Below are 21,313 nucleotides of genomic sequence, written 5' to 3' on the forward strand. Positions count from 1 at the left end.
GGGCCTCCCCCTCGGACGGGGAGGCCGACCATGCATCTGTGAGCGTTCACAGTAGAGAAACGTTCCGGACACTTGTCAATGGTTGTTCCTGTGCGGTTATGTTGCGTTGTCGCTGCAGAATCTGGTGTGTGTACGTTCACAGATACGCTCACCACACACCCCTTCCGTTCCCCAGGCGCTCAGGAGAGACTCATGTCAGCCACGACCCCCCAGGGCCTGACCCGGCTCGCGTTCGGCGGGGACTACAACCCCGAACAATGGCCGGAGAGCGTCTGGCAGGAGGACGTCCGGCTGATGCGGGAGGCCGGCGTCACGATGGTGAGCGTCGGGATCTTCTCCTGGGCGCTCCTGGAGCCCGAGCCGGGCCGCTACGACTTCGGCTGGCTCGACCGGGTCCTCGACCTCCTGCACGCGAACGGCGTCCGGGTCGACCTCGGCACCCCCACCGTGGCCCCGCCCGCCTGGTTCTACCGCGCGCACCCCGAGGCGCTGCCCGTCACCGCCGACGGCGTCCGGCACACCTACGGCTCGCGCGGGGCGATCTGCCACAGCTCCCCCGCCTACCGCGAGGCCGCCGCCCGGATCACCACCGAGCTGGCCCGCCGCTACGCCGGCCACCCGGCGCTCGCGCTCTGGCACGTCCACAACGAGTACGGCGTCCCCGTCAGCGCCTGCCACTGCGACACCTGCGCCGCCGGGTTCCGCCGGTGGCTGGCCGGCACGTACGGCTCGCTGGAGGCCGTGAACGAGGCGTGGGGCACCGCCTTCTGGGGCCAGCGGTACGGCGCGTACGAGGAGATCCTGCCGCCCCGCACCACCCCCACCGTCGGCAACCCGGCCCAGCGTCTCGACTACCGCCGCTTCGCCGACGCCACCCTCCGCGAGAACTTCCGGGCCGAGCGGGACATCCTCCACGCGCTGTCCCCGGGCGTCCCGGTCACCACCAACTTCATGACAGCGCTCAGCCAGTGCGACGCGATCGACTACTGGGCCTGGGGCCGCGAGGTGGACCTCGTCACCAACGACCACTATCTGATCACCGACGGCCGGCGCACCCACGTCAACCTCGCCATGGCCGCCGACCTCACCCGCTCCGTCGCCGGCGGCGCCCCCTGGCTGCTCCTGGAGCACTCCACCTCGGGCGTGAACTGGCAGCCCCGCAACCCGGCCAAGCGCCCCGGCGAGATGGCCCGCAACTCCCTCGCCCATGTCGCCCGCGGCTCCGAGGGCGCGATGTTCTTCCAGTGGCGGCAGTCCCGGCGCGGCGCCGAGAAGTTCCACTCGGCGATGGTCCCGCACGGCGGCACCGACACCCGGATCTGGCGCGAGGTGACCGAACTCGGCGCCGGCCTCGGCGCCCTGGAGGAGATCCGGGGCAGCCGGACCGTCCCGGACGTGGCCATGGTGTGGGACTGGCAGTCCTGGTGGGCCCAGGGCCTGGAGTGGCGCCCGAGCGAGGCCCACGACGCCCGGGAGCGCGCCGACAGCTTCTACGAGACGCTCTACGACCGGCACCTCACGGTGGACTTCGCCCCTCCCGAGGCGGACCTCTCGGCCTACCCGCTCGTCGTCGTCCCGGCGCTCTACCTGACCACGGAGGCCGCCGGGCGGAACCTGCGGGAGTACGTGGAGAACGGCGGCACCCTGGTCGTCTCGTACTTCTCCGGCATCGTCGACGAGCACGACGCCGTCCACCCCGGCGCCTACCCGGGCGCGCTCCGGGACGTCCTCGGCCTCACCGTCGACGAGTGGTCGCCGCTCCTGGACCACCAGCGCGTCGGGATCGCCGGCCCCGGCGGCGCCGTGCTCACCGGCGACGTGTGGACCGAGTCCGTCCGGCCGCGCGGCGCCGAGACCGTCTGGACCTACGCGGACGGACCGGCCGCGGGCGGGCCCGCCGTCACCCGGCACCGGCTCGGCCGGGGCACCGCCTGGTACGTCTCCACCCGCCTCGACGCGGCCTCGCTGGACACGATCGTGGCGGCGGCCTGCGAGGACGCCGGCGTGCCCGGGCGGACCGCGCTCCCGCGCGACGTGGAGGTCGTCCGCCGGGCCGGCGCCCGCGGCCACTATCTCTTCGCGCTCAACCACACGGACGCGGAGGCGAAGGTGCCGCTGGACGGCACCGGCACGGAGCTGCTCGGCGGCGAACGGACGAGCGGCACGCTCACCGTCCCTGCGGGCGGGGTCCGGGTCGTCCGCCTGGACGGCTGACGCACCAGGCGCCGTTCGGCCACGACAGCGGGCTGCCGCCGGCGGCGGCCCGGTTCGCCCACCGCCGAGCCCGCGCCGCGTGACGCAGGGCCGGGTGCCCGCCGGCGGCGTGCGCGCCGGCGGGTCAGCGGACGGCGCCGCGGTGGCCCAGGCGGGCGGAGAGCTCACCGGCGCCGCGCACGGCGAGGGCGGTCAGTTCGTCCTCACGGGCCTCGTCCCAGCGGATGACCGGCACGGAGACGGAGAGCGCGGCGACGACCCGGCCGGAGCGGTCGCGGACGGGCGCGGCGACGCAGGAGACGTCCGGGTGGGACTCGCGCCGCTCGACGGCGACGCCGAGGACGGCGATCTCGGCGAGGGCGGCGCGCAGCACGTCCGGGTCGGTGATGCTCTCCGGGGTCATGGCCACCAGCGCGCGCCCGTCCAGGAGTTCGCCGAGCGCGTCGGCGGGGAGCATGGCGAGGAGCATCTTGCCGACGGCCGTGCAGTGGGCGGGGAGCCGCCGGCCGGCCTCCGGCACCACGCGGACCGCGTGGGTGGAGTCCACCGTGGCGACGCGGATGACGTCGGCGTCCTCCAGGAGGGCGACGTGGACGGTCTCGCCGCAGCTCTCGGCGATCTCACGGGCGACCTCGCGGCCCTCGGCGGCGAGGTCGAGCCGCTCGGCGTACCGGCTGCCGAGCTGGTAGGTGCGCACCCCGAGCCGGTAGCGGCCGGGCTGGTCGGGCACCGGGACGAGGTAGTTGCGGGCCGCGAGCGTGGAGACCAGCTCGTGGGTGGTGGTGCGGGGCAGCTGGAGCCGGCGGGTGATCTCGGGGGCGGAGAGCGTTCCGTCTCCCTGGAGGAAGAGCTCCAGGATGTCGAGTGCCCTGGTCACCGCGGGTACGAGTCGCCCCATGGCCCCTGCCTCACCTTCCCGCCGGCCGTCGTGCCGCGCTGTTCGACATGCCGCACCACGGCCGGAATCGCGGACAGAGACTAGCCGGGTGCCGGGTGCCGGGCAACGGACCCGGCGTGGACGCGCTCCCCTCGACCGGGGGAGACCGCGCGGCCGCCCGGCCCCGCTCAGGGCAGCCGCTCGATCCGTTCCAGGTTCTCCTCGCCCCACGCGCCGAGCGGAGCGAGGGCGGCGTTCAGCGAGTGCCCGAAGGGGGTGAGCGAGTAGACGACCTTCGGCGGCACCTGTTCGTGCACCTCGCGGTGGACCAGTCCGCTCGCCGCCATCTCCTTGAGCTGGAGGATCAGGATCCGCTCACTGATCCCCGGCACGGCGCGGCGTAACGCGCCGAACCGCAGCGGCTGTTCACCCAGCTCGAAGAGGATGAGCCCTTTCCACTTGCCTCCCATGACCGTGATGGCCGCGTCCAGTCCGCAGGTGTACTTCCGTCCGCCCATGCCGCCCGCGCCTCCGCATACATCCGTGTGTGTACCCGACAGAAATGTCGGTACTTGATCCAATGTACGGGCTCTCGCACGATGGAACCGGGGCCGTGAACAGCACGTTTCGCACCCCGATCCACCACGCGCACCAGGGAGTTGGGCATGTCCGAGCAGCACCGCACACCCGTCACCGTGATCGGCCTCGGATCGATGGGCAGCGCCCTCGCGGCGGCGTTCCTCGCCGCCGGCCACCCGACGACGGTCTGGAACCGGACGCCGGAGCGGGCGGCGCCGCTCGCGGAGCGCGGCGCGACGGTCGCCGCGACACCGGCGGAGGCCCTGGCGGCGAGCCCGCTGGCCGTCACCTGCCTCACCACCTTCGACGCCACCCGGGACGCCCTCGGCGCGGCCGGGGCCGAGCTCGCCGGCCGGACCCTGGTGACCCTCAACAGCGGGTCGCCCGCCGGGGCCCGCGACACGGCCCTGTGGGCGTCCGGGCACGGGGCGCGGTTCCTGGCGGGGGCCATCCTCGACGTGCCGTCGGCGGTCGGCGCGCCCGGGACCCTGCTCACCTACGCCGGCGACCGGGCGGCGTTCGACACGCACGCGCCGGCGCTGCGGGCGCTGGGCGGGGACACGGTCCACCTGGGCGAGGAGCCCGATCTGGCGGCGCTGTACGAGATGGCGGTGGGGGCGGCCCTGCTGCCCGCGCTCGTCGGCTTCTTCCAGGGCGCAGCCGCCCTCCAGGCGCGCGGCCGGACGGCCGCGAGCATGGTGGGCTTCACCGGCCGGCTGCTCGACATGACCAAGGAGCTGCTGCCGGTGCTCGCCGACGAGATCGACCGGGGCGACTACGGCGCCGGCGAGTCCTCCGTGAACCTCTTCCTCGCCGGCACCGCCCACGACGCGGAGCTGGAGAAGGAGACCGGGGTGGACTCCGGCTGGCTCGCGCCGATGCACGACCTGGTGCGGCGGGCCGCCGAGGCCGGTCACGGCGAGGACAGCATCGCCGCCCTCACCGAGCTGCTGCGCAAGCCCGCCGGCCCCTCCTGACCGGCCGGCCCGTCAGCCGGCCTCCGGCTCGGCGAGCAGGTCGTCGACGAGGGCGAGGCGGGTCTCGGGGAAGTACTCCGCGATCGCCTCGCGCATCATCGCCTCGCCCTCCGGGTCGGGGGTGCCGCACTTCTCCCGTGTCTCCCGGTCCGGCCAGCGGGCGTACGACACCCAGGTGCCGTCGTCCGCCCGGTGGAGCCGGGAGCCGTAGCTGCCGCACTCCTGACGGATGGCCAGGGTCACCCGGTGCCAGCCGTCCATGAGCTGCTGCTCCCGCCCGGGCCGCAACCGCCACCGGTACACCACCGCGAACATCTCTCCGCCTCCCTCGTCCCTCCGGCGGCCCGGGCCACCCGCGCCACCGCTGCGACAGAAGGAACTACACCGATCAGTTCACTGTCAAGACTGAACCGTTCGGTCGACATCGGGGACGCCCCTTCAGTCGAAGCGCTTCGACCTTTCCCCGCCGCCAGTCTGGACACGTCAACTCCCCCGCGTTACGGTCTCGCTGAGCCGTCGACGCACACGTTCGACGCCTCCGTCGAAGCGATTCACCACAGTCCTGCGCGCGGGGAGATCGGATGGTCACGCTTGCCGAGGTCGCCCGGCACGCCGGAGTGTCGGCCAGCACGGTGAGCTATGTCCTCAGCGGCAAGCGGCCCATCTCCGACCTCACCCGGCGACGGGTGCGGGACAGCATCGAGGAGCTCGGCTACCAGCCGCACGCCGGGGCCCGCGCGCTCGCCAGCAGCCGGTCGCGGATCATCGCGCTGATGGTGCCGCTGCGCACCGACATGTACGTGCCGGTCATGCTGGAGATCGCCGTCGCCGTCGCCACCACGGCCCGGGCGCACGGCTACGACGTCCTGCTGCTCACCGGCGAGGAGGGGCCGTCCGCGCTGCGCCGGGTCACCGGCAGCGGGCTCGCCGAGGCCGTGATCCTCATGGACGTCCAGCTCGACGACGGGCGGCTGCCGCTGCTGCGCGGGGCCGCGCCGCCGGCCGTCCTCGTCGGCCTCCCCGCCGACCCGGCCGGACTCAACTGCGTGGACCTGGACTTCGCCGCCGCCGGGGCGCTCTGCGTGGAGCACCTGGCCGGCCTCGGGCACCGGGAGATCGCCGTCGTCGGCGGCTCGCCCGGGGTGTACGCCCGGCACACCGGCTTCGCCGAGCGGACCCTCGGCGGACTGCGTGAGCGGGCCGCCCGGCTGGGCGTCGGACTGCTGCACCGGCCGTGCGACGGCAGTCACGACGCGGTCGCCGGGGTGCTCGCCCGCATCCTCGACGAACGCCCGGCGGTCAGCGCCTTCGTGGTGCAGAACGAGACGGCCGTGGAGCCGCTCCTCGCCCTGCTGCGGCGGACCGGCCGGGCGGTCCCGGAGGACGTGTCGGTGGTCGCGGTCTGCCCGGAGGCAGTGGCCGAGCGTGCGTCCGTGCCGCTCACCTCGGTGGCGATCCCGGCGCAGGAGCTGGGCCGGCGGGCCGTGGAGCGGCTCTTCGCCCGGCTGACCGGTCCGGACGGCCCGGACGGTCCGGGAGCGACCGGGGTGGAGCTGCTCACGCCGGTGCTGACGGTCCGGGAGAGTTCGGGTCCGCCGCCCGCCCGCCGGCCCGCGGACTGACCAGTGCGCGCTCCACCCCCGCCCGCAGCCTCAGCCGCCGCCGCACCCCGGGGGCGCGGAGCTCGACGTCGGCGTCCCGGTCGGGGCGGAGCACGGCCCGCCACTCCCCCGGCGCCCAGCTCAGGTCGATCCGGGCGCCGAAGCGGGTCCGGACGCCGGTGAGCCGGCCGCGGGCGCAGAGCCCGGGCGGCGGGGCGGGCAACAGGACGAGCCGCCCGGGGGTGGAGCGGACCAGCGCCTCGATGAGCAGGGCGGGCAGGGCGTGGGCGGCGTCGGCGTTGTACACGTCGCGCTCCGGGTAGTGGGCGCTCATCAGGGAGGCGTGGAAGTAGTCGCCGCCGAGGACCCGCCGGAGGGCCTCGCCCGTGCGGCCGGCGTCGCCGAGCCGGGCGGCGATGAGGCCCTGGTGGAGGTGGCCGTGGGCCGAGTCGTTCTCGCTGCCGCGCAGTTCGAGGGCGCGGGCGGCGGCCCGGGCCAGGCCGGGGGTGTCGTACGGGGTGATCTCGTCGAGCGGCCAGACGGGGTAGAGGTGGCTGAGGTGCCGGTGGTCGTAGCGGTCGCCGAGGCCGGGCCAGGCCCATTCGGCGAGGGCGCCGTCGTCGTTGACGCGGTGGGGCGGCAGGCGGTCGGCGAGGGCACGCAGCCGGGTGGCGCGGTCGGCGGGGGCGCGGTCGGCCGCGGCGGTGAGCGCGTGGCGGGCGGCGGCGAGGTCCATGGTGGCGTTGACGGCGCCCCAGCTGCCGCCGCGCGGCCGGTTCTCCGGCGAGTAGGAGGGGACGACGACGAGGTGCCCCGCGGCGTCGGTGCGGGTGAGGAAGTCCTCGTAGAAGTCGGCGAGTTCGTCGAGGAGTCCAGTGAGCCAGGGATCGCGGCGGCCGTCGGCCTCGTCCGCTTCGAGGAGCGGGAGGAGGAGCCAGTCGGCGGCGGCCGTCCAGAGGTGGAGGGGGTATTCGCGGTCGAAGTGGTAGGTGTGGCCGGTCTCGCCGTCGGTGTGGGCGGGGGCGACGATGCCGCGGGTGCCGAAGACGGCCCGGGCGTTGTCCCGCCAGTGGGCCGACTGGCCCCGGATCAGGGCGCGGTGGGCGTCGGTGACCTCGGGCAGGTCGGCGGCGACGGCGGAGGCGGTCTGGAGGGCGAGGTTGGCGTCGGTGGTGAAGCCGCCGGCCCAGGCGGTGTCCCAGTCGCCGGTCCACAGGCCGCAGAGGCGCGGCGGGTACAGGCCGGCCGAGGAGAGCAGGTGGTGGCGGCCGGCGGCGAAGAGGCGTTCGAGGAGGGCGGGTCCGGCGGGGCGGGCGAGCAGCGCGGATCCGGGCAGGGCGCGGTCGGCGGGGTCGGCGGCGAGGTCGAGGGCGACCCGGCGGTAGGCGGCGCGGTGGAGCGCGGTGTGCCGGCCGAGGAGCCGGGCGTACGCGGCGGCGGGGCCGTCCTCGCCGGCGAGGGCGCGGAGCGCGGCGGTCTCCGCGGCGGGGTCGTACGGGCCGTCGTGGCGGCGGACCCGGGTGAGCAGGAGCAGCCGGCGGGCGCCTTCGACGCGGATGCCCCGGTCGGTGAGGGTGGTGCGGCCGGTGTCGGCGACGGCGAGGGTGACGCCGGTGTAGCCGAGGGTGGAGCCGGGGTAGCCGGCGCGCAGGGTGAGGACGGTCTCGCCGTGGGCGGTGGCGACGGAGCGGCCGGCCGTGAGGCCGGGCGGGACGCCGTCGAGGCGGTGGTCGAGCTCGACGCGGACGCGGGGTCCGGGCTCCGTCACGTACTGGACGAGGACGTCGTCGGCGCGGGAGACGAGGACCCGGCTGACGCGGTCGCCCGTGGTGGCGGTGACGACGCCGGTGGTGAAGTCCGCCTCGCGCCGCGTCCCTGCGCCGCCTGCCGGGGGCTCGCCGCGGACGCGGGTGAGGAAGCCGGGATGGAAGGGCTGGATCCAGCGGAGCGGGCGGCCGTCGGTGAAGGTCTCGGCCGCCGTGAGGTCGCCGGCGAGGAGGGCGTCCTGGAGGGCGGGGAGCCGGCCGGCGAGGCGGGGCGGGTCGGTGTCGCCGGGACGGTGGTGGGGGCGGACGAGGGTGTGGTGGGTGACGATCACCCGGTCGTCCGCGGGGTCGCCGTACACCAGGGCCCCGTGCCGGCCGTTCCCGGCGGGGAAGGCGTCCTCCCAGCGGGTGGCGGGCGCGGGTTCCCACGTGCCGTGCACGGGGGTGCGCGGGGGTTCGGGGGCGGGTGCGGTCATGGGTGCTCCTCCAGGACGGCGGCGCCGAAGCGGTCGAGGGTGACGGTGTCGTCGACGGTGGCGCCGGTGAGCAGGTCGCGGTGGCGGCCGGGGACGCGGACGGTGACCGGGTCGCGGCCGTGGTGGAGCAGGAAGAGGAGGTCGCCGCGGCGGACGGCCTCGACGCCGTCGGGGAGTCCGGTCACGACGGGGTGGATCCCGGCCTCGTGGGCGGCCTCGGCGAGGAGGGTACGGAGCGCGCGGGGTTCGGGGAGGGTGGAGAGGTAGCGGGTGCGGCCGTGGCGGAGGACGGCGGGGCGGCCGTCGAGCGGGCCGCCCCGGTAGGAGGCCAGGATCTCGGCGCCGGGGGCGGGGACCAGTTCCTCGGACCAGAGGGTGCCGCGGAAGGTGCCGCAGTCGGCGCGGGCGTCGGGGCCGTCGGGGTCGAGGGGCCACCACTCGTCGATCCGGTCGATGCCGAGGAGGGCGCGGAGGCGGGCGTCCATGCCGCCGGGGCGGATCCGGTCGTGCGGGTCGGCGACGCCGGTGAAGAAGCCGCAGACGAGCCGGCCGCCGCCGGCGACGTACCGCTCCAGGTTCGCGACGGCCGTGTCGTCGAGCAGGTAGAGGTGCGGGAGGACGACGAGGGGGTGGGCGGCGAGGTCGTGGTGGGGGTGGGCGAGGGTGACGGGGAGTCCGGCCTCCCAGAGGGCGCGGTGCCAGGTACGGACGAGGTCGCCCTGGTCGAGGTGGCCGGAGAGGGCGCCCTCGTGGCGCCCGGCCCACCAGGAGTGCCAGTCGTGGAGGAGGGCGATCCCGGGGCCGGGGACGCGGCTGCCGGCGACGCGGGGGCCGAGGCGGGCGAGGTCGGCGCCGATGCGGACGGTCTCGCGGTAGCCGCGGCCGCGGGCGCCGCTGTGGCCGATCATGCCGGAGTGGAACTTCTCGGCGCCCTGGCGGGAGGGGCGCCACTGGAAGAAGTGGACGGCGTCGGCGCCCCGGGCGACGGCCTGGAGGGTCCAGAGCCGGTTGAGCCCTTCGGGTTTGGGGCGGTTGACGGTTCGCCAGTTGACGGCGCCGGCGGCCTGTTCCATGACCATCCAGGGTCGGCCGCCGGCCTCGGCGCGGGTGAGGTCGGCGACGAACGCGTTCTCGTGGGCGCCGGCGCGGGGGTCGGCCGGGTCGGGGTAGACGTCGACGGAGACGACGTCCTCCTCGGCGGCCCAGGCCCAGCCGTCCTGGCCGGACCAGAACGGCATGAAGTTGGTGGTGACCGGCAGGTGCGGGGTGTGCTTGCGGACGATGTCGCGTTCGGCGCGGTAGCACTCCAGGAGCAGGTCGGAGGTGTAGCGGCGGAAGTCGAGGACGTGGGAGGGGTTGCGCAGGTAGTGGGCCCGGCGCGGCGGCAGGATCTCGTCCCAGGAGGCGTACCGCTGGCTCCAGAAGTCGGTGCCCCAGGTGGTGTTGAGGGCGTCGAGGGTGCCGTACCGGTCGCGGAGCCAGCCGCGGAAGGTGCGGGCGGCCTCGTCGCCCCAGTCGTAGGTGCAGTACTCGTTGTTGATGTGCCACATCACGAGCGCGGGGTGCCCGGCGTAGCGGGCGGCGAGGTCCTCGGTGATGGCGGCGGCGTGGGCGCGGTACGCCTCGCTGGAGTGGGCGAAGTGCTGGCGGGAGCCCCACCATTCGGTGCGGCCGTCCTCGTCCCGGGGCAGGGTCTCGGGGTGGCGGCGGCCGAGCCAGGGCGGCGGGGAGGCGGTGGGGGTGGCGAGGACGACGTCGATCCCGTGCGCGCGGGTGAGGTCCATGAGCCGGTCGAGCCAGCCGAACTCGCGGGCGCCCGGCTCGGGTTCGAGCCGGGCCCAGGAGAAGACGCCGAGGGTGACGGTGGTGACCCCGGCCCGCCGCATGAGCCGCAGGTCCTCGGCCCAGGTCTCCTCCGGCCACTGTTCGGGGTTCCAGTCGCCGCCGTAGAGGAGGCGGGCGGGACGGCCGGGGGGCCGGGTGAGGTCGTCGAGGCGGGGCATGGGGCCTTCCTGAGGGGGATGGGGAGGGCCCGTCCGGCCCTTCGCGCCGGACGGGCCCTGGGGCTCAGCCCTTGACGGCGCCGGTGAGCATGCCCTTCTTGAAGTGCTTCTGGACGAAGGGCGAGAGGGCGGCGACGGGCAGCAGGGCGAGGACCATGACGGCCATCTGGACGGCGAGCCCGGAGAGGTCGCCCGCCTTGACGGCCTGGCCGAGTCCGACGGGGATCTCCTGTTTCTGGGCGAGCTGGATGAGGACGTTCTGGAGCGGCATCATGGTCTGGTCGTTGAGGTAGATGGAGGCGTTGAACCAGGCGCTCCAGTAGCCGACCGCGTAGAAGAGGGTGATGACGGCGATCACCGCGCGGGAGAGCGGCATCACGATCGTCCACAGGATGCGCAGGTCGCCGGCGCCGTCGATGCGGGCGCTGTCGGTGAGTTCGGGCGAGATGCCCATGAAGAAGGCGCGCAGGACGAGGATGTTGAAGACGCTGACGGCGCTGGGGAGGATCAGGGCCAGGTAGGTGTCGGTGAGGCCGAGGGTCTGCACCAGCAGGTAGGTGGGGATGAGGCCGGCGCCGAAGAACATGGTGCCCATCAGCGTGAAGAGGATGATCCGGTGTCCGAAGGAGCCGGGCCGGGAGAGGCCGTAGGCGCAGAGCACCGAGACCGTCATCGAGAAGAGGGTGCCGGCGACGGTGACGCCGAGGCTGACCAGGACGGCCCGGGTCACCTGGCCGCCGCTCAGCAGCTCCCGGTAGGCGATGAGGGTGAGGTCGCGGGGGACGACGACGAGGCCGCCGGTCTCGGTGATGGTCCGCTTGGAGGAGAGGCTGGTGACGACGACGATCCAGAGCGGGAAGAGGACCGCCAGGCAGGCGAGGACGAGGAGGCCGGCCTTGGCGGTGAGGCCGGCGCGGGTCGGTGGTTCCTCCCAGACGGGGCGGGCGGGCGCCGCCCACCGGGAGCGCCGTTCCGGGTGGGGCGGGCGGACGGCCGACAGGGGCCGTTCGAGGAGTCGCTGGGTCATTTCCGGTACACCCCCTGTTCGCCCATGAGGTGGGCGGCCTTGTTCGCGGAGAGGACGAGCACGAGGCCGACGAGGCCCTTGACGAGTCCGGCCGCGGCGGCGTAGCTGAAGTCCTGGCTGCGCAGACCGGTCCACCAGACGAAGGTGTCGAGGACCTCGGCGGCGGCGGGTCCGACGGCGTCGCGCTGGAGCAGCAGCTGTTCGAAGCCGACGGTGAGGGCGTCGCCGACGCGGAGGACGAGGAGCAGGGCGATGACGGGCCGGAGCGCGGGGAGGGTGACGTGCCACATGCGGCGCCACCGGTCGGCGCCGTCGATGGCGGCGGCCTCGTAGAGGGACTGGTCGACGGCGGCGAGCGCGGCGAGGAAGACGATGACGCCCCAGCCGGCGTCCTTCCAGATGCCCTCGGCGGTGACGAGGAACTTGAAGACGCCGGGGTCGGTCATCAGGTCGAAGCCCTCGTGGCCGTGCTCGCGCAGGGTCTGGGCGATGATGCCCGCGCCTCCGAAGACCTGCTGGAAGACGGTGATGACGATGACCCAGGAGAAGAAGTGCGGCAGGTAGAGCACGGCCTGGACGAAGGCGCGGACGCGGGGCCGCAGCAGGCTGTGCACGAGCAGGGCGAGGGCGATGGGGACGGGGAAGAAGAGCAGCAGCTGGAGGACGAAGAACACCAGGGTGTTCTCGACGGCGTCCCAGAAGGAGGGGTCGGTCAGCACCCGGTCGAACTGGGCGAGGCCGACCCAGGGGGACTCCAGGACGGCGGTGACGCCGTTGGTGGAGAGGTAGGGGTCGTACTCCTGGAAGGCGACGACGTTCCCGAGGACGGGGACGTAGTGGAAGACGAGGACGAGGACGAGGGCGGGCACCGTCATCAGGAGGAGGGTGCGGTCGCGGCGGAGCCGCCGGCCGAGGGGGACCCTCGGCCGGCGGTCGGTGGTGTCGTGCCTGCTCACGTCAGCTCGCCGCGGAGCCGGTGGTGTCGAGGAGCTTCTTGTACCAGTCGCGGAGCTCGTCGCCGCCCTTGCTCCTCCACTCGGAGACGGCCTGCTGCATGTCGGAGAGCTTCTTCCGGCCGCGGACGATGTCCTTCTCCAGTTGCTCGAAGTCGTTCATGAGCCCCGTCCACCGGCTGGGTTCGGCGACGGTGAGGCCGTAGAAGGAGGACTTGCGGGTGAAGGCGCCCATCCGCTGCTGCCAGCCGATCTGCGCCGTGGTGATCTCGGGCAGGTCGGGGTGGGCGATGTAGGGGGCGGGGCTGGCGATGAACATCCAGGAGCTGCTGACCTCCTGGTTGCCGGCGTCGGTCTTGACCGGCAGGCCGTCCTTGATCGTGTGGTGGACGCCCTCGACGCCGTAGTCGGTGAGCATGCGCTCCTTGGTGCCGTAGGGCGCGGCGGTGAAGTTGGCGATGGCGAGGGCGTCCTCGACGACCTCCTTGGGGGCGCCCTTGCGGACGAAGGACCAGATGTTGGCGGGGTTGGTGGCCCAGAGTCCGGGGTCGCCGCCGTCGTGTCCCGGGATGTCCATGGCGGCCATCGCGAAGTCCGGGTTCTGGGCGGCCATCTCGGCGGTCTTGCCGTACCAGTGGGCGAGGTCGTTGTTGTAGACGAGGCACTGGCCGGAGGTGAAGCGGACGCTGGTGTCGCCCTGGTTCTGGGCCTTCTCGTCGGGGTGGACGACGCCGGCGTCGAAGAGCTTGCGGGTCCACTCCAGGGCTTCGAGGTACTCGGGGGTCTCGATGCGGTTGACCAGCCGGCCGTCGACGAGGTGCCAGCCGAGCGCCTTGTCGCCGCCGTTGAGGACGCCGAACATGTTGTAGGCGGTCCAGGTCATGTCGGCGCAGGCCCACACCTTCGCCTTCGCGCTGGTGATCTCCTTGGCGAGGGCCAGGAACTCATCGGCGCTCTTGGGGAGTTGCCATCCCTTCGCATCGAAGAGGTCCTTGCGGTAGAAGGGCGCGATGTTGGTGACGTACGAGGCGGGCATGGGCAGGCCGCGGAGCCTGCCGCCGAAGATGCCGCGCTGCCAGGCGTCGGTGGGGATGGCGGCGAGGTTGGGGTACGCCTTGACCTTGTCGCCGGAGAGGTACGGTCCCAGGTCCTCGAACTTGGCGCTGACGGCTCCGGGGATCTTGCCGCCGAGGTTCCAGCCGGGGACGACGACGAGGTCGGGGACGGTGCTGGAGGCGAGGACGGCGCCGAGCTTCTGGTCGTAGACGTTGCCGTCCTGGTTCTGCCAGGTGGCCTGGACGCCGACGGCCTCGTCCATGGCCCTGTAGTACGGGTTGCCGGGGGCGGGCGGGGTGCCCCAGAAGGGTGCCATGACGGTCAGCGCGCCGCCCTTGCCGAGCTTCTCCGGTACGGACGCCTTGAGTTCGGTGCTGGGGACGGCGCGGGTGTAGCCGGCGGCGGAGCCGTTCCGCGCGGGGAGGTCGGCGGGGACGACGCTGGTGGCCACGAAGGCGGGGAGGATCCTGGCGGCGTCCTTGCCGCTGGTGGTGCCGTCCTTCTTGCCGGTGTCGCCATCGCCGCCGCAGGCGGTGAGCAGCGGGGCTCCGCCGGCCACCGCGACGGCGGCGACGGCGCCGGTGGCGAGGAAGCCCCTCCGGCTCGGTTCGGTTCTCGGGGAGCCCGTGGAGGCGGCGTTCGGCGTCATTGCGTCAACCCTTCATGGCACGCGCCAGGACACACGGCGTCCGAGGGAGCGCCGGCCGGCTGCGGTGACGGAGATGGAGCAAGGTGCGGGATGCGGGCGGGGCGGGGCCCCGGGGGCGCGGCGACGGGCGCGGCAGAGCGGCACCGGCGAGTCGAAGCGCTTCGATGTTGCTGCGAGGCTAAGTGACACCCCCAGGCGCGGCAAGAGTCGTTCAGGAGTTTCTCGAAGCGGTGACCGATACGGCCGGATGCCTTCAACTCCTGTGACCGAAGCGGGAAGTACCGGCGTCCGGCACCTTGACACCCATCCTGGAGGGCTTGAGCATCGAAGCGCTTCGAAACCTCCGGTCGCCGTCCGGTGACCGCCGTCCAAGGGACTCGTACGTGACCGCAGACCGGCCGCCCTTCCGTGACCCGGCCCTTCCCGTCGGCGACCGCGTCGCCGACCTCCTCGGCCGCCTCACCCCCGCCGAACGCCTCACGCTGCTCCACCAGTTCGCCCCCGCCGTCGAGCGCCTCGACCTCGCCGCCTTCCGCACCGGCCAGGAGGCACTGCACGGCGTCGCCTGGATGGGCCCGGCCACCGTCTTCCCGCAGGCCGTCGGCCTCGGCGCGAGCTGGCACCCGGAGCTGGTGCGCCGGGTCGGCGAGGCCGTCTCCCGCGAGGCGCGCGTGATGCGCGCCAGGGACGACCGGGTCGGCCTCAACGTGTGGGCGCCCACCGTGAACCTGCTGCGCCATCCGCTGTGGGGCCGCGGCGAGGAGGGCTACTCCGAGGACCCGGCGCTCACCTCCGCGATCGCCGTCGCGTTCACCCGCGGCCTGCGCGGAGACCATCCCGCGTACTGGCGCACGGCGCCGGTGCTCAAGCACTGGCTCGCGCACAACAACGAGACGGCCCGCGACACCTCCTCCGCGTCCGTCCGCCCGCGCGTGCTCCACGAGTACGACCTGCGGGCCTTCCGCGGCGCCGTCGAGGCGGGCACGGTGGCCGGCGTGATGCCCGCGTACAACCTGGTCAACGGCCGCCCCAACCACCTCTCCCCGTACCTGGAGTCCGAGCTGCGGGCCTGGACCGGGCAGGAGCTGCTCGTCTGCTCGGACGCGGGCGCGCCGAGCAACCTCGCGGGCTCGCAGGCGTACTTCGACACCCACGAGGAGGCCGTCGCGGCGGCGCTCCGCGCGGGCGTCGACTCCTTCACCGACCACGGCACGGACGCCTCCGTGATGCTGGGCCGGCTGGAGCGCGCCCTGGAGCGGGGCCTGATCGGGCAGGAGGACGTGGACCGGGCGGCGCGCCGGCAGCTGACCGTGCGGTTCCTGCTCGGCGAGTTCGACCCGGAGCTCGATCCGTACGCCCGGGAGACCGCGTACGACACCGAGGACCACCGCGCGCTGGCCCGGGAGGCGGCGGAGGCGGCGCTCGTCCTGCTGCGCAACGCACCGGCGGCGGACGGCGCCCCGCTGCTCCCGCTGGCGCCGCCCGGGCCGGAGGACGGGGGCCGGATCGCGGTGGTCGGGCTGCTCGCCGACGCCGCCAAACGGGACTGGTACAGCGGCTCGCCGCTGCACCGCTCCTCCCCGCTGGACGGGATCCGGGAGCGGTTCGGCGCGGACCGGGTGGACTTCGCCGAGGGCGTCGACCGGATCCGGCTGCGGACCGCCGACGGGCGCGCCCTGCGCGTCCCCGACGCCACGGACGCGGAGTCCGCGCGCGGGGCGGAGATCGCCCTCGACCCGGCGCTGCTCGCCGGCCGCACCGACCTGCCGCCGCTCACCGCAGACACCGAGGGCTCGGTCCTCGACCTGATCGACTGGGGCGACGGGGTGCTGACCCTGCGCGCCCCCGGCGGCCGCTACCTGTCGGTGGCCGACGACGGCCTGCTGCGGGCCTCGGCGGACGAGCCGGGCGGCTGGGTCGTCCAGGAGACGTTCCGCTTCGAATCCATCGGCGGCGGACATGACGGGCTCCTCCTTCGGCACCTCGGGACGGGGGGCTACGTCTCTGTCGCCGCCGATGGCGTGAAGGTTGCCGCCGATCGCGGATCCGCCGGGATCCTCACCGTGGAGACGGTCGAGCGGGGCGAGGACGCGGTGGCCCGGGCCGCGGCCGGGGCCGGCACGGTGATCGTGGTCGCCGGGAACGACCCGCACATCAACGGCCGCGAGACGGAGGACCGCACGACGCTGGCGCTCCCGCCCCAGCAGGACCGCCTGTGGCGGGCCGCGCGCGCGGCGAACCCGCGCACGGTCCTCGTCCTCGTCTCCTCCTACCCGTACGCGGTGCCGGACGCGGCCGCCGGGCTGCCGGCGCTGCTGTGGACCGCGCACGGCGGGCAGGCCGCCGGCACCGCCCTCGCCCGCGTCCTCGCCGGCGACGTCTCCCCCGCCGGACGCCTGCCGCAGACCTGGTACGGCTCCGACGCCGACCTGCCGGACCTCTTCGACTACGACGTCATCGGCGGCCGGCAGACCTACCTCTACTCCGACCGGACCCCGCTCTTCCCCTTCGGCCACGGCCTGACGTACACGAGCTTCGGCTACGAGGGGCTGACGGCGACCGCGGACGCGCGGGAGGTACGGCTCTCCTGCACGGTCGCCAACACCGGCGCCGTCGCCTCGGACGAGGTCGTCCAGGTGTACGCGCGCGCGGTCGCCCCGTCCGTCCCGCGCCCGCACCGCGCGCTCGTCGCCCACGAGCGGATCCACCTGGCGCCGGGCGCGACGGCGACGCCCTCCTTCACGGTGCCGCTGTCCGCGCTCGCCCACTGGGACGTGGCGCACGGGCGCTGGACGGTCGAGCCGGGCGCCTACGAGTTCCTGGCCGGTCCGTCCTCGGCCGACGTCCGCCACACCGTCCGCGTCGAGCTGGCGGGCGTGGCCCCGGGCCCGCGCCCGGTCCTGGACGCGGGCCTGGAAGCGGCCGACTACGACGAACAGACGGGCACCGTGATCGCCGACCGCTCGCGGGAGGCGGGCGACGTGGTGACCCCGGCGGATCCGGACGCGCCGGGCACCCTCCTCTACCGGGCGTGCGACTTCGGAGACGGCGTCACGGAACTGGCCGTGACGGCGTCCGGCGCGGGCGAGGTGACGTTCTTCGCGGGAGCGGACGGGACCGAGGCCGCCCGGGTCGCGGTGGGCCCCACGGACGGCCCGTACGACCACGCCACCGTGGGAGCGCCCTGCCACCTCCGGGACGTGGCGGACCTCCGCGTCGAGCTGCGCGGGCCGGTGCGCCTCGCGCACGTCGGCTTCTCCGGCTGAGGGACCGGGGAAGCACGGCGGACCCCCGGGGTCCGGCACCGGTGCCTTCCGGCACCGGGCCCCGGGGCAGGGGCCGGAGCCGGAAGCCGTTCGGCGCCGGACCCCGGGGCGGAGGCCGGAGCCGGAAGCCGTTCGGCGCCGGACCCCGGGGCGGAGGCAGGAGCCGGAAGCCGTTCGGCGCCGGACCCCGGGGCAGGGGCCCGGATAGGCTCGCCCGGTCCATGACACCGGGAGGGGACCCGCATGATCCACGAGAAGTCCGGACGAGGCACCGCACTGGCCGTCGCGGTACTGGCGGCCCTGGCCGTCTCCTGCACCACGACCCCCGAACCCGACGGCCCGGCACCGGGCGGGGACGCGCCGGGCGGGGCGAGCGCGACCCGGTACCCGAACGCCGCCTACGCGCCCTCCGCCGGCGAGGACGTCCGCGGCGCCTTCGCCACCCTCCAGGCCACGCTCTCCGACTCCTGCGCCAAGGACTGCGGCCCCTTCCTGGGCCGCGTGAACAAGGAACTCCAGGAACTGGAAGGGGCGATGAGGAACGACCCCAAGGGACCCGGCCACTTCCCCGAGCCGATCCGGAGGATCGGGGAGCTGAACGGGGCACTGGCCGGGGACAGCTCCTTCGAGAACCTGGAGAAGCACAGGGCGGCGCTGCTCGACACCCGCGGCTTCGTCAACACGTGGATGCAGGACCACCCCGACGACTACCGCTGACGACCGCGTAGGCCGACGCCGTCGCGACGAGCCCCGCGCTCAGCAGGAACGGCCCCGTCGGCCGCGCGAGGACCGTGGCGGCGAGCAGCGGCCCCGCCACGGCACCCACGTTGAGCGCGGCCGTCGCGTACGCCCCCGCGAGCGCGGGCGCGCCGGCCGCCTCGTACAGGATCCGGGCGATCAGCGTGCCCCCGACGGCGAACGCCAGGGCGCCCTGGACGACGAGCAGGCCCAGCAGGGCCGCCGGCCGGTCGGCGAGGGCGGCGAGGGCGACCCAGCCGGCGAGCAGCAGCGGCCCGCCGGCGGCGAGGACCCCGGCGGCGTGGCGGTCGGCCAGCCGCCCGGCCGCCGTGACCCCGGCGAAGGAGCCCGCGCCGAACAGCACCAGGGCCACGGAGACCCAGGCCGCACCGAGCCCGGCCGGGCCGGTCACGACCGGGGCGAGGAAGGTGAAGGCGCTGAAGGTGGCGGCGTTCACCAGCGCGGCCAGGACGAGGACGCGGACGAGCCGGGGCGATCGGAGAACGCCGAACTCGGCCCGCAGCGGGCTCCGTTCGGACCGTCCGCCGGGCACGCCCCGCAGGATGCCGAGCGCGGCGGGCACACAGAGCGCGGCGACCGCCCAGAACGCGGCGCGCCATCCGGCGAAGGCGCCGAGCAGCGCGCCCCCGGGCACCCCGATGACGGTCGCGACGGTCGTCCCGCCGAGCAGCACGGCGAGCGCCCGCGCCGTGCGGTCCGCCGGGACCATCGCGATGGCCGTGGTGAGGGCGAGGGCGAGGAACCCCGCGTTCGCGAGGGCGGCGGCGACCCGGCTCACGAGCAGGACGGCGAAGCTGGTCGTCACCGCGCCGGCGACATGGGCGGCGAGGAAGACCAGGACGCACACGAGCAGCCCCGACCGCCCGGACCGCCCCCGCGCGAGCACGGCCATGAGCGGCGCGCCGACCACCATGCCGAGCGCGAACGCGGAGGTCAGCGCCCCGGCGGTGCCGACCCCGACCCCCAGGTCGCGGGCGAGGTCCGGCAGCAGACCGGCGAGCATGAACTCCGAGGTGCCCATGGCGAACACGGCCAGGGCGAGCAGATGGAGGGCGAGCGGGAGCGGACGGCGGGACGGCCGGGACCGGACGCCGCGAGGGACGCGGTCGCGGCCGCCGTCGCGGTGCGGTGCGGACCGGGGCGACAGCGGGCGCGGCAGGACACGGCGGCGGGTCCGGGGCCGCGGTCCGGGCTGGGGTACGGGCTGGGGCCGGGGTACGGGCTGGGGCTGGTGCCCGGGCTGGGGCTGAGGGGAAGGCTGGGGCTGAGGGGAAGGCTGGGGCACGGGTGGCTCCGGGGTGAGGCGAGGACGGTGGACGTCGTCTCGTCACCGCCGCCGGCCCGGAGGCCCGCCCGCCCGTACGCGGGCACACGCGACCGGCCGCGCGGTCGCGCGGCGGATCGGTGGAGTCACCGGCTCGGGGGGCGCAGGCTCAGGGGCTGACGGCGCGTGACCGAAAGCCCCCCGCTCTGGATGCCTCGGGGCTCGCCATACGCGGCAGGCTAACGGTCCCGTCCCCCGCACGCACCGGGTTTACGCCCGGGAGCGTCAGCCCTCGGCCGCCCACTCCCCGTCCGTCATCACGTGCCGGCCCGGCAGCTCGGGCTCCTCGTGCCATGCCTGGAGGTCCGTCGGGCGGACCCGGAACCAGCGGTAGGCCGGACCGGAACGGCGAGCGTTCCAGCCGGTCTTGGCGTGGAAACCGTCGGCGGCCTCCGCCGGTACCTCGTCATGGGTGTACGTCGTGACCTCGCCGTCGAGGAGGACGACGTCCCTGGTGTCGCCGAGGGCGAGACGGGTACGGGGGTTGGCGGAAAGGTTGCGGCCGGTGGGGTTGGAGAGCCGGGTCACGAGCCAGACGTCGGCCCCGTCCCAGAAGAAGGAGAGCGGCACGAGGTAGGGCAGCCCGCCGGACCCGGCGGAGGCGACCCAGAGGTCCGTCTCGCGCTCCAGCCTGCCTCGTACGTCCTTGATCCGCTGCGCCCGGTCGCGCGGCGGGACGGCGCCCGTCACCGCTTGACCGCGTCGATGAAGGCGGAGAAGGCGGCGGCGGAGACGGCGAGAGCGGGGCCGGCGGGGACCTTGGAGTCCCGCAGCGGGACGAGGCCGAGGGTCGGGACGAGGTTGTGGGCGACCTCTACGCAGTCGGCGCCGCCGTTGCCGCTGTAGGAGGAAGAGAACCAGCGAGGGGGTTCGGCCGTCACAGCATGTCCTTTCGCAGAGCCTTGATCATGACCAGTGAATCCGCGGGCGAGAGAGCCTCCGCGGCAAGTCGATGGTAGGTCGCGTTCAAGTACGACAAGGTCGCGCCTTCCCGCACCACGTGCCCTCGGGCCTGCGCCTCGGTGTAGGCGAGCAGGGACCGGTCGGCCAGGGTCAGGAGGGTCAGGGGCATGTGCGACGGGCGTCTCTCCCCCAGGCTGAACGGGGCCACCTGGACGTAGGTGTGCGGCCGGGCCGCCAGGTGGACGATCCAGTCGAGCTGCGCCGCCATGACTCCAGGGCCGCCGACCATCTGGCGCAGGCAGCTCTCGTCCATCACCACGAAGCACAGGGGCGGGCGCCGCAGCTCCAGGAGCTGCTGACGCTCACGCAGAATGGCCACGCGCTGTGCGGCCTGGCCGGCCGTCACGGACCCCCGCTCGACATTGAACGCGGCCAGCGTCTCCGCATACGCGGTCGTCTGGAGCAGTCCCGGGACGACGCCGATGTCGAACACGCGGATCTCCACGGCCTGCCGCTCGTAGTGGACGTACTCCGGAAACCCCTCCAGCAGTACTCCGTCCCGCGTCCTCCGCCACTCACGCTCGAACGCCTCGGCCTTCCCCGCCAGCCCGAGCGCCGAGTCGATCTCTCGCGAGAATCCGAGAGTTGGAGATCTGCGGGCGGTCTCGACGGCGGAGACGTGTTTTCCCGAGTACGAGATCCGCTCCGCCAGGTCCTCCTGCTTCCATCCCCTTTCCTCGCGCAGCCTGCGCAAACGCGCACCGTACGCCGCAGTCACCCCGGCGTCCGGGTCCAGCTCCTTCCGGTTGACCACAACTCTCCTCTCTCACATCTCAGTTGAAGATTTGAAGACTTGCCGAATATAGGTCACGCTGATGGCTCC

16 protein-coding genes and 1 pseudogene are annotated in these 21,313 nt (G+C 74.3%); 5 read left to right on the forward strand and 12 right to left on the reverse strand.

Features of this window, described 5'->3' with window-relative positions:
* Nucleotides 1–192: 192 nt before the first annotated feature.
* Nucleotides 193–2,214 (forward strand): beta-galactosidase, encoded by a 2,022-nt coding sequence (locus ACFVU3_RS05190; protein ID WP_390063811.1) that lies wholly within the window; start codon nt 193–195, stop codon nt 2,212–2,214.
* Between the two features lie 124 nt (nt 2,215–2,338).
* Here the strand turns inward: ACFVU3_RS05190 and ACFVU3_RS05195 are convergent, their stop codons facing one another.
* Nucleotides 2,339–3,112, reverse strand: a complete 774-nt coding sequence (locus tag ACFVU3_RS05195) for an IclR family transcriptional regulator (RefSeq protein ID WP_390063813.1) — start codon at nt 3,110–3,112, stop codon at nt 2,339–2,341.
* A 167-nt stretch (nt 3,113–3,279) separates the two neighbouring features.
* Nucleotides 3,280–3,609 (reverse strand): winged helix-turn-helix transcriptional regulator, encoded by a 330-nt coding sequence (locus ACFVU3_RS05200; RefSeq protein ID WP_390063815.1) that lies wholly within the window; start codon nt 3,607–3,609, stop codon nt 3,280–3,282.
* Nucleotides 3,610–3,756: 147 nt separating this feature from the next.
* Here ACFVU3_RS05200 and ACFVU3_RS05205 point away from each other — a divergent pair, with 147 nt between their 5' ends.
* Nucleotides 3,757–4,647, forward strand: a complete 891-nt coding sequence (locus ACFVU3_RS05205) for an NAD(P)-dependent oxidoreductase (protein WP_390063817.1) — start codon at nt 3,757–3,759, stop codon at nt 4,645–4,647.
* Between the two features lie 12 nt (nt 4,648–4,659).
* Here the strand turns inward: ACFVU3_RS05205 and ACFVU3_RS05210 are convergent, their stop codons facing one another.
* Nucleotides 4,660–4,962, reverse strand: a complete 303-nt coding sequence (locus tag ACFVU3_RS05210) for a putative quinol monooxygenase (RefSeq protein WP_390063818.1) — start codon at nt 4,960–4,962, stop codon at nt 4,660–4,662.
* Nucleotides 4,963–5,228: 266 nt separating this feature from the next.
* Between ACFVU3_RS05210 and ACFVU3_RS05215 the strand changes: the two genes are divergently transcribed.
* Nucleotides 5,229–6,269, forward strand: a complete 1,041-nt coding sequence (locus ACFVU3_RS05215) for a LacI family DNA-binding transcriptional regulator (protein ID WP_390063819.1) — start codon at nt 5,229–5,231, stop codon at nt 6,267–6,269.
* On the opposite strand, the gene ACFVU3_RS05220 is transcribed toward ACFVU3_RS05215, so the two are convergent.
* From ACFVU3_RS05220 to ACFVU3_RS05240, 5 genes are all read right to left on the reverse strand, one after another.
* The gene (locus ACFVU3_RS05220) at nt 6,205–8,490 is read right to left on the reverse strand and encodes a glycoside hydrolase N-terminal domain-containing protein (RefSeq protein ID WP_390063821.1); all 2,286 of its coding nucleotides are present in this window, start codon (nt 8,488–8,490) and stop codon (nt 6,205–6,207) included. The two genes, ACFVU3_RS05215 and ACFVU3_RS05220, sit on opposite strands and share 65 nt — an antisense overlap.
* Entirely contained in the window at nt 8,487–10,493 is a 2,007-nt protein-coding gene (locus ACFVU3_RS05225) for a beta-galactosidase (protein WP_390063822.1), read from the reverse strand. Before ACFVU3_RS05225 ends, ACFVU3_RS05220 begins: the two co-directional genes overlap by 4 nt.
* A gap of 64 nt (nt 10,494–10,557) precedes the next feature.
* Nucleotides 10,558–11,520, reverse strand: coding sequence for a carbohydrate ABC transporter permease (locus ACFVU3_RS05230; RefSeq protein ID WP_390063823.1), 963 nt, complete (start codon nt 11,518–11,520; stop codon nt 10,558–10,560).
* The gene (locus ACFVU3_RS05235; protein WP_390063825.1) at nt 11,517–12,476 is read right to left on the reverse strand and encodes an ABC transporter permease; all 960 of its coding nucleotides are present in this window, start codon (nt 12,474–12,476) and stop codon (nt 11,517–11,519) included. The genes ACFVU3_RS05230 and ACFVU3_RS05235 overlap by 4 nt, the downstream gene beginning before the upstream one ends.
* A gap of 1 nt (nt 12,477) precedes the next feature.
* Nucleotides 12,478–14,178 carry an extracellular solute-binding protein gene (locus tag ACFVU3_RS05240; RefSeq protein ID WP_390063827.1) on the reverse strand — a complete coding sequence of 567 codons (1,701 nt, stop codon included), beginning with the start codon at nt 14,176–14,178 and terminating at the stop codon, nt 12,478–12,480.
* Nucleotides 14,179–14,561: 383 nt separating this feature from the next.
* Between ACFVU3_RS05240 and ACFVU3_RS05245 the strand changes: the two genes are divergently transcribed.
* Both ACFVU3_RS05245 and ACFVU3_RS05250 read left to right on the forward strand, forming a co-directional pair.
* A complete protein-coding gene (locus tag ACFVU3_RS05245; protein WP_390063828.1) occupies nt 14,562–17,444 on the forward strand; it encodes a glycoside hydrolase family 3 C-terminal domain-containing protein in 2,883 nt (960 codons plus the stop codon).
* Nucleotides 17,445–17,687: 243 nt separating this feature from the next.
* Nucleotides 17,688–18,161, forward strand: a complete 474-nt coding sequence (locus tag ACFVU3_RS05250) for a hypothetical protein (RefSeq protein WP_390063830.1) — start codon at nt 17,688–17,690, stop codon at nt 18,159–18,161.
* Here ACFVU3_RS05250 and ACFVU3_RS05255 read toward each other — a convergent pair.
* The 4 genes and pseudogenes from ACFVU3_RS05255 to ACFVU3_RS05270 form a co-directional block, all read right to left on the reverse strand.
* Nucleotides 18,121–19,266: pseudogene (locus ACFVU3_RS05255) on the reverse strand (Cmx/CmrA family chloramphenicol efflux MFS transporter); the annotation flags it as partial. The gene ACFVU3_RS05250 and the pseudogene ACFVU3_RS05255 sit on opposite strands and share 41 nt — an antisense overlap.
* Nucleotides 19,267–19,752: 486 nt before the next feature.
* A complete protein-coding gene (locus ACFVU3_RS05260; RefSeq protein ID WP_390063832.1) occupies nt 19,753–20,217 on the reverse strand; it encodes a pyridoxamine 5'-phosphate oxidase family protein in 465 nt (154 codons plus the stop codon).
* Nucleotides 20,214–20,408, reverse strand: coding sequence for a DUF397 domain-containing protein (locus ACFVU3_RS05265; protein WP_390063834.1), 195 nt, complete (start codon nt 20,406–20,408; stop codon nt 20,214–20,216). Before ACFVU3_RS05265 ends, ACFVU3_RS05260 begins: the two co-directional genes overlap by 4 nt.
* Entirely contained in the window at nt 20,405–21,184 is a 780-nt protein-coding gene (locus ACFVU3_RS05270) for a helix-turn-helix transcriptional regulator (RefSeq protein ID WP_390063835.1), read from the reverse strand. The genes ACFVU3_RS05265 and ACFVU3_RS05270 overlap by 4 nt, the downstream gene beginning before the upstream one ends.
* Nucleotides 21,185–21,313 lie beyond the last annotated feature (129 nt).

This window comes from Streptomyces sp. NPDC058052 (assembly GCF_042885515.1).
Taxonomy (GTDB): domain Bacteria; phylum Actinomycetota; class Actinomycetes; order Streptomycetales; family Streptomycetaceae; genus Streptomyces.

Excerpts from the sequence above, each read along its gene's own strand:
- ACFVU3_RS05190 (WP_390063811.1), top strand. The coding sequence starts at position 193 with ATGTCAGCCACGACCCCCCAGGGCCTGACCCGGCTCGCGTTCGGCGGG.
- ACFVU3_RS05240 (WP_390063827.1), bottom strand. The coding sequence starts at position 14,178 with ATGACGCCGAACGCCGCCTCCACGGGCTCCCCGAGAACCGAACCGAGC.
- ACFVU3_RS05200 (WP_390063815.1), bottom strand. The coding sequence starts at position 3,609 with ATGGGCGGACGGAAGTACACCTGCGGACTGGACGCGGCCATCACGGTC.
- ACFVU3_RS05215 (WP_390063819.1), top strand. The coding sequence starts at position 5,229 with ATGGTCACGCTTGCCGAGGTCGCCCGGCACGCCGGAGTGTCGGCCAGC.
- ACFVU3_RS05210 (WP_390063818.1), bottom strand. The coding sequence starts at position 4,962 with ATGTTCGCGGTGGTGTACCGGTGGCGGTTGCGGCCCGGGCGGGAGCAG.
- ACFVU3_RS05225 (WP_390063822.1), bottom strand. The coding sequence starts at position 10,493 with ATGCCCCGCCTCGACGACCTCACCCGGCCCCCCGGCCGTCCCGCCCGC.
- ACFVU3_RS05205 (WP_390063817.1), top strand. The coding sequence starts at position 3,757 with ATGTCCGAGCAGCACCGCACACCCGTCACCGTGATCGGCCTCGGATCG.
- ACFVU3_RS05230 (WP_390063823.1), bottom strand. The coding sequence starts at position 11,520 with ATGACCCAGCGACTCCTCGAACGGCCCCTGTCGGCCGTCCGCCCGCCC.
- ACFVU3_RS05195 (WP_390063813.1), bottom strand. The coding sequence starts at position 3,112 with ATGGGGCGACTCGTACCCGCGGTGACCAGGGCACTCGACATCCTGGAG.
- ACFVU3_RS05250 (WP_390063830.1), top strand. The coding sequence starts at position 17,688 with ATGATCCACGAGAAGTCCGGACGAGGCACCGCACTGGCCGTCGCGGTA.
- ACFVU3_RS05220 (WP_390063821.1), bottom strand. The coding sequence starts at position 8,490 with ATGACCGCACCCGCCCCCGAACCCCCGCGCACCCCCGTGCACGGCACG.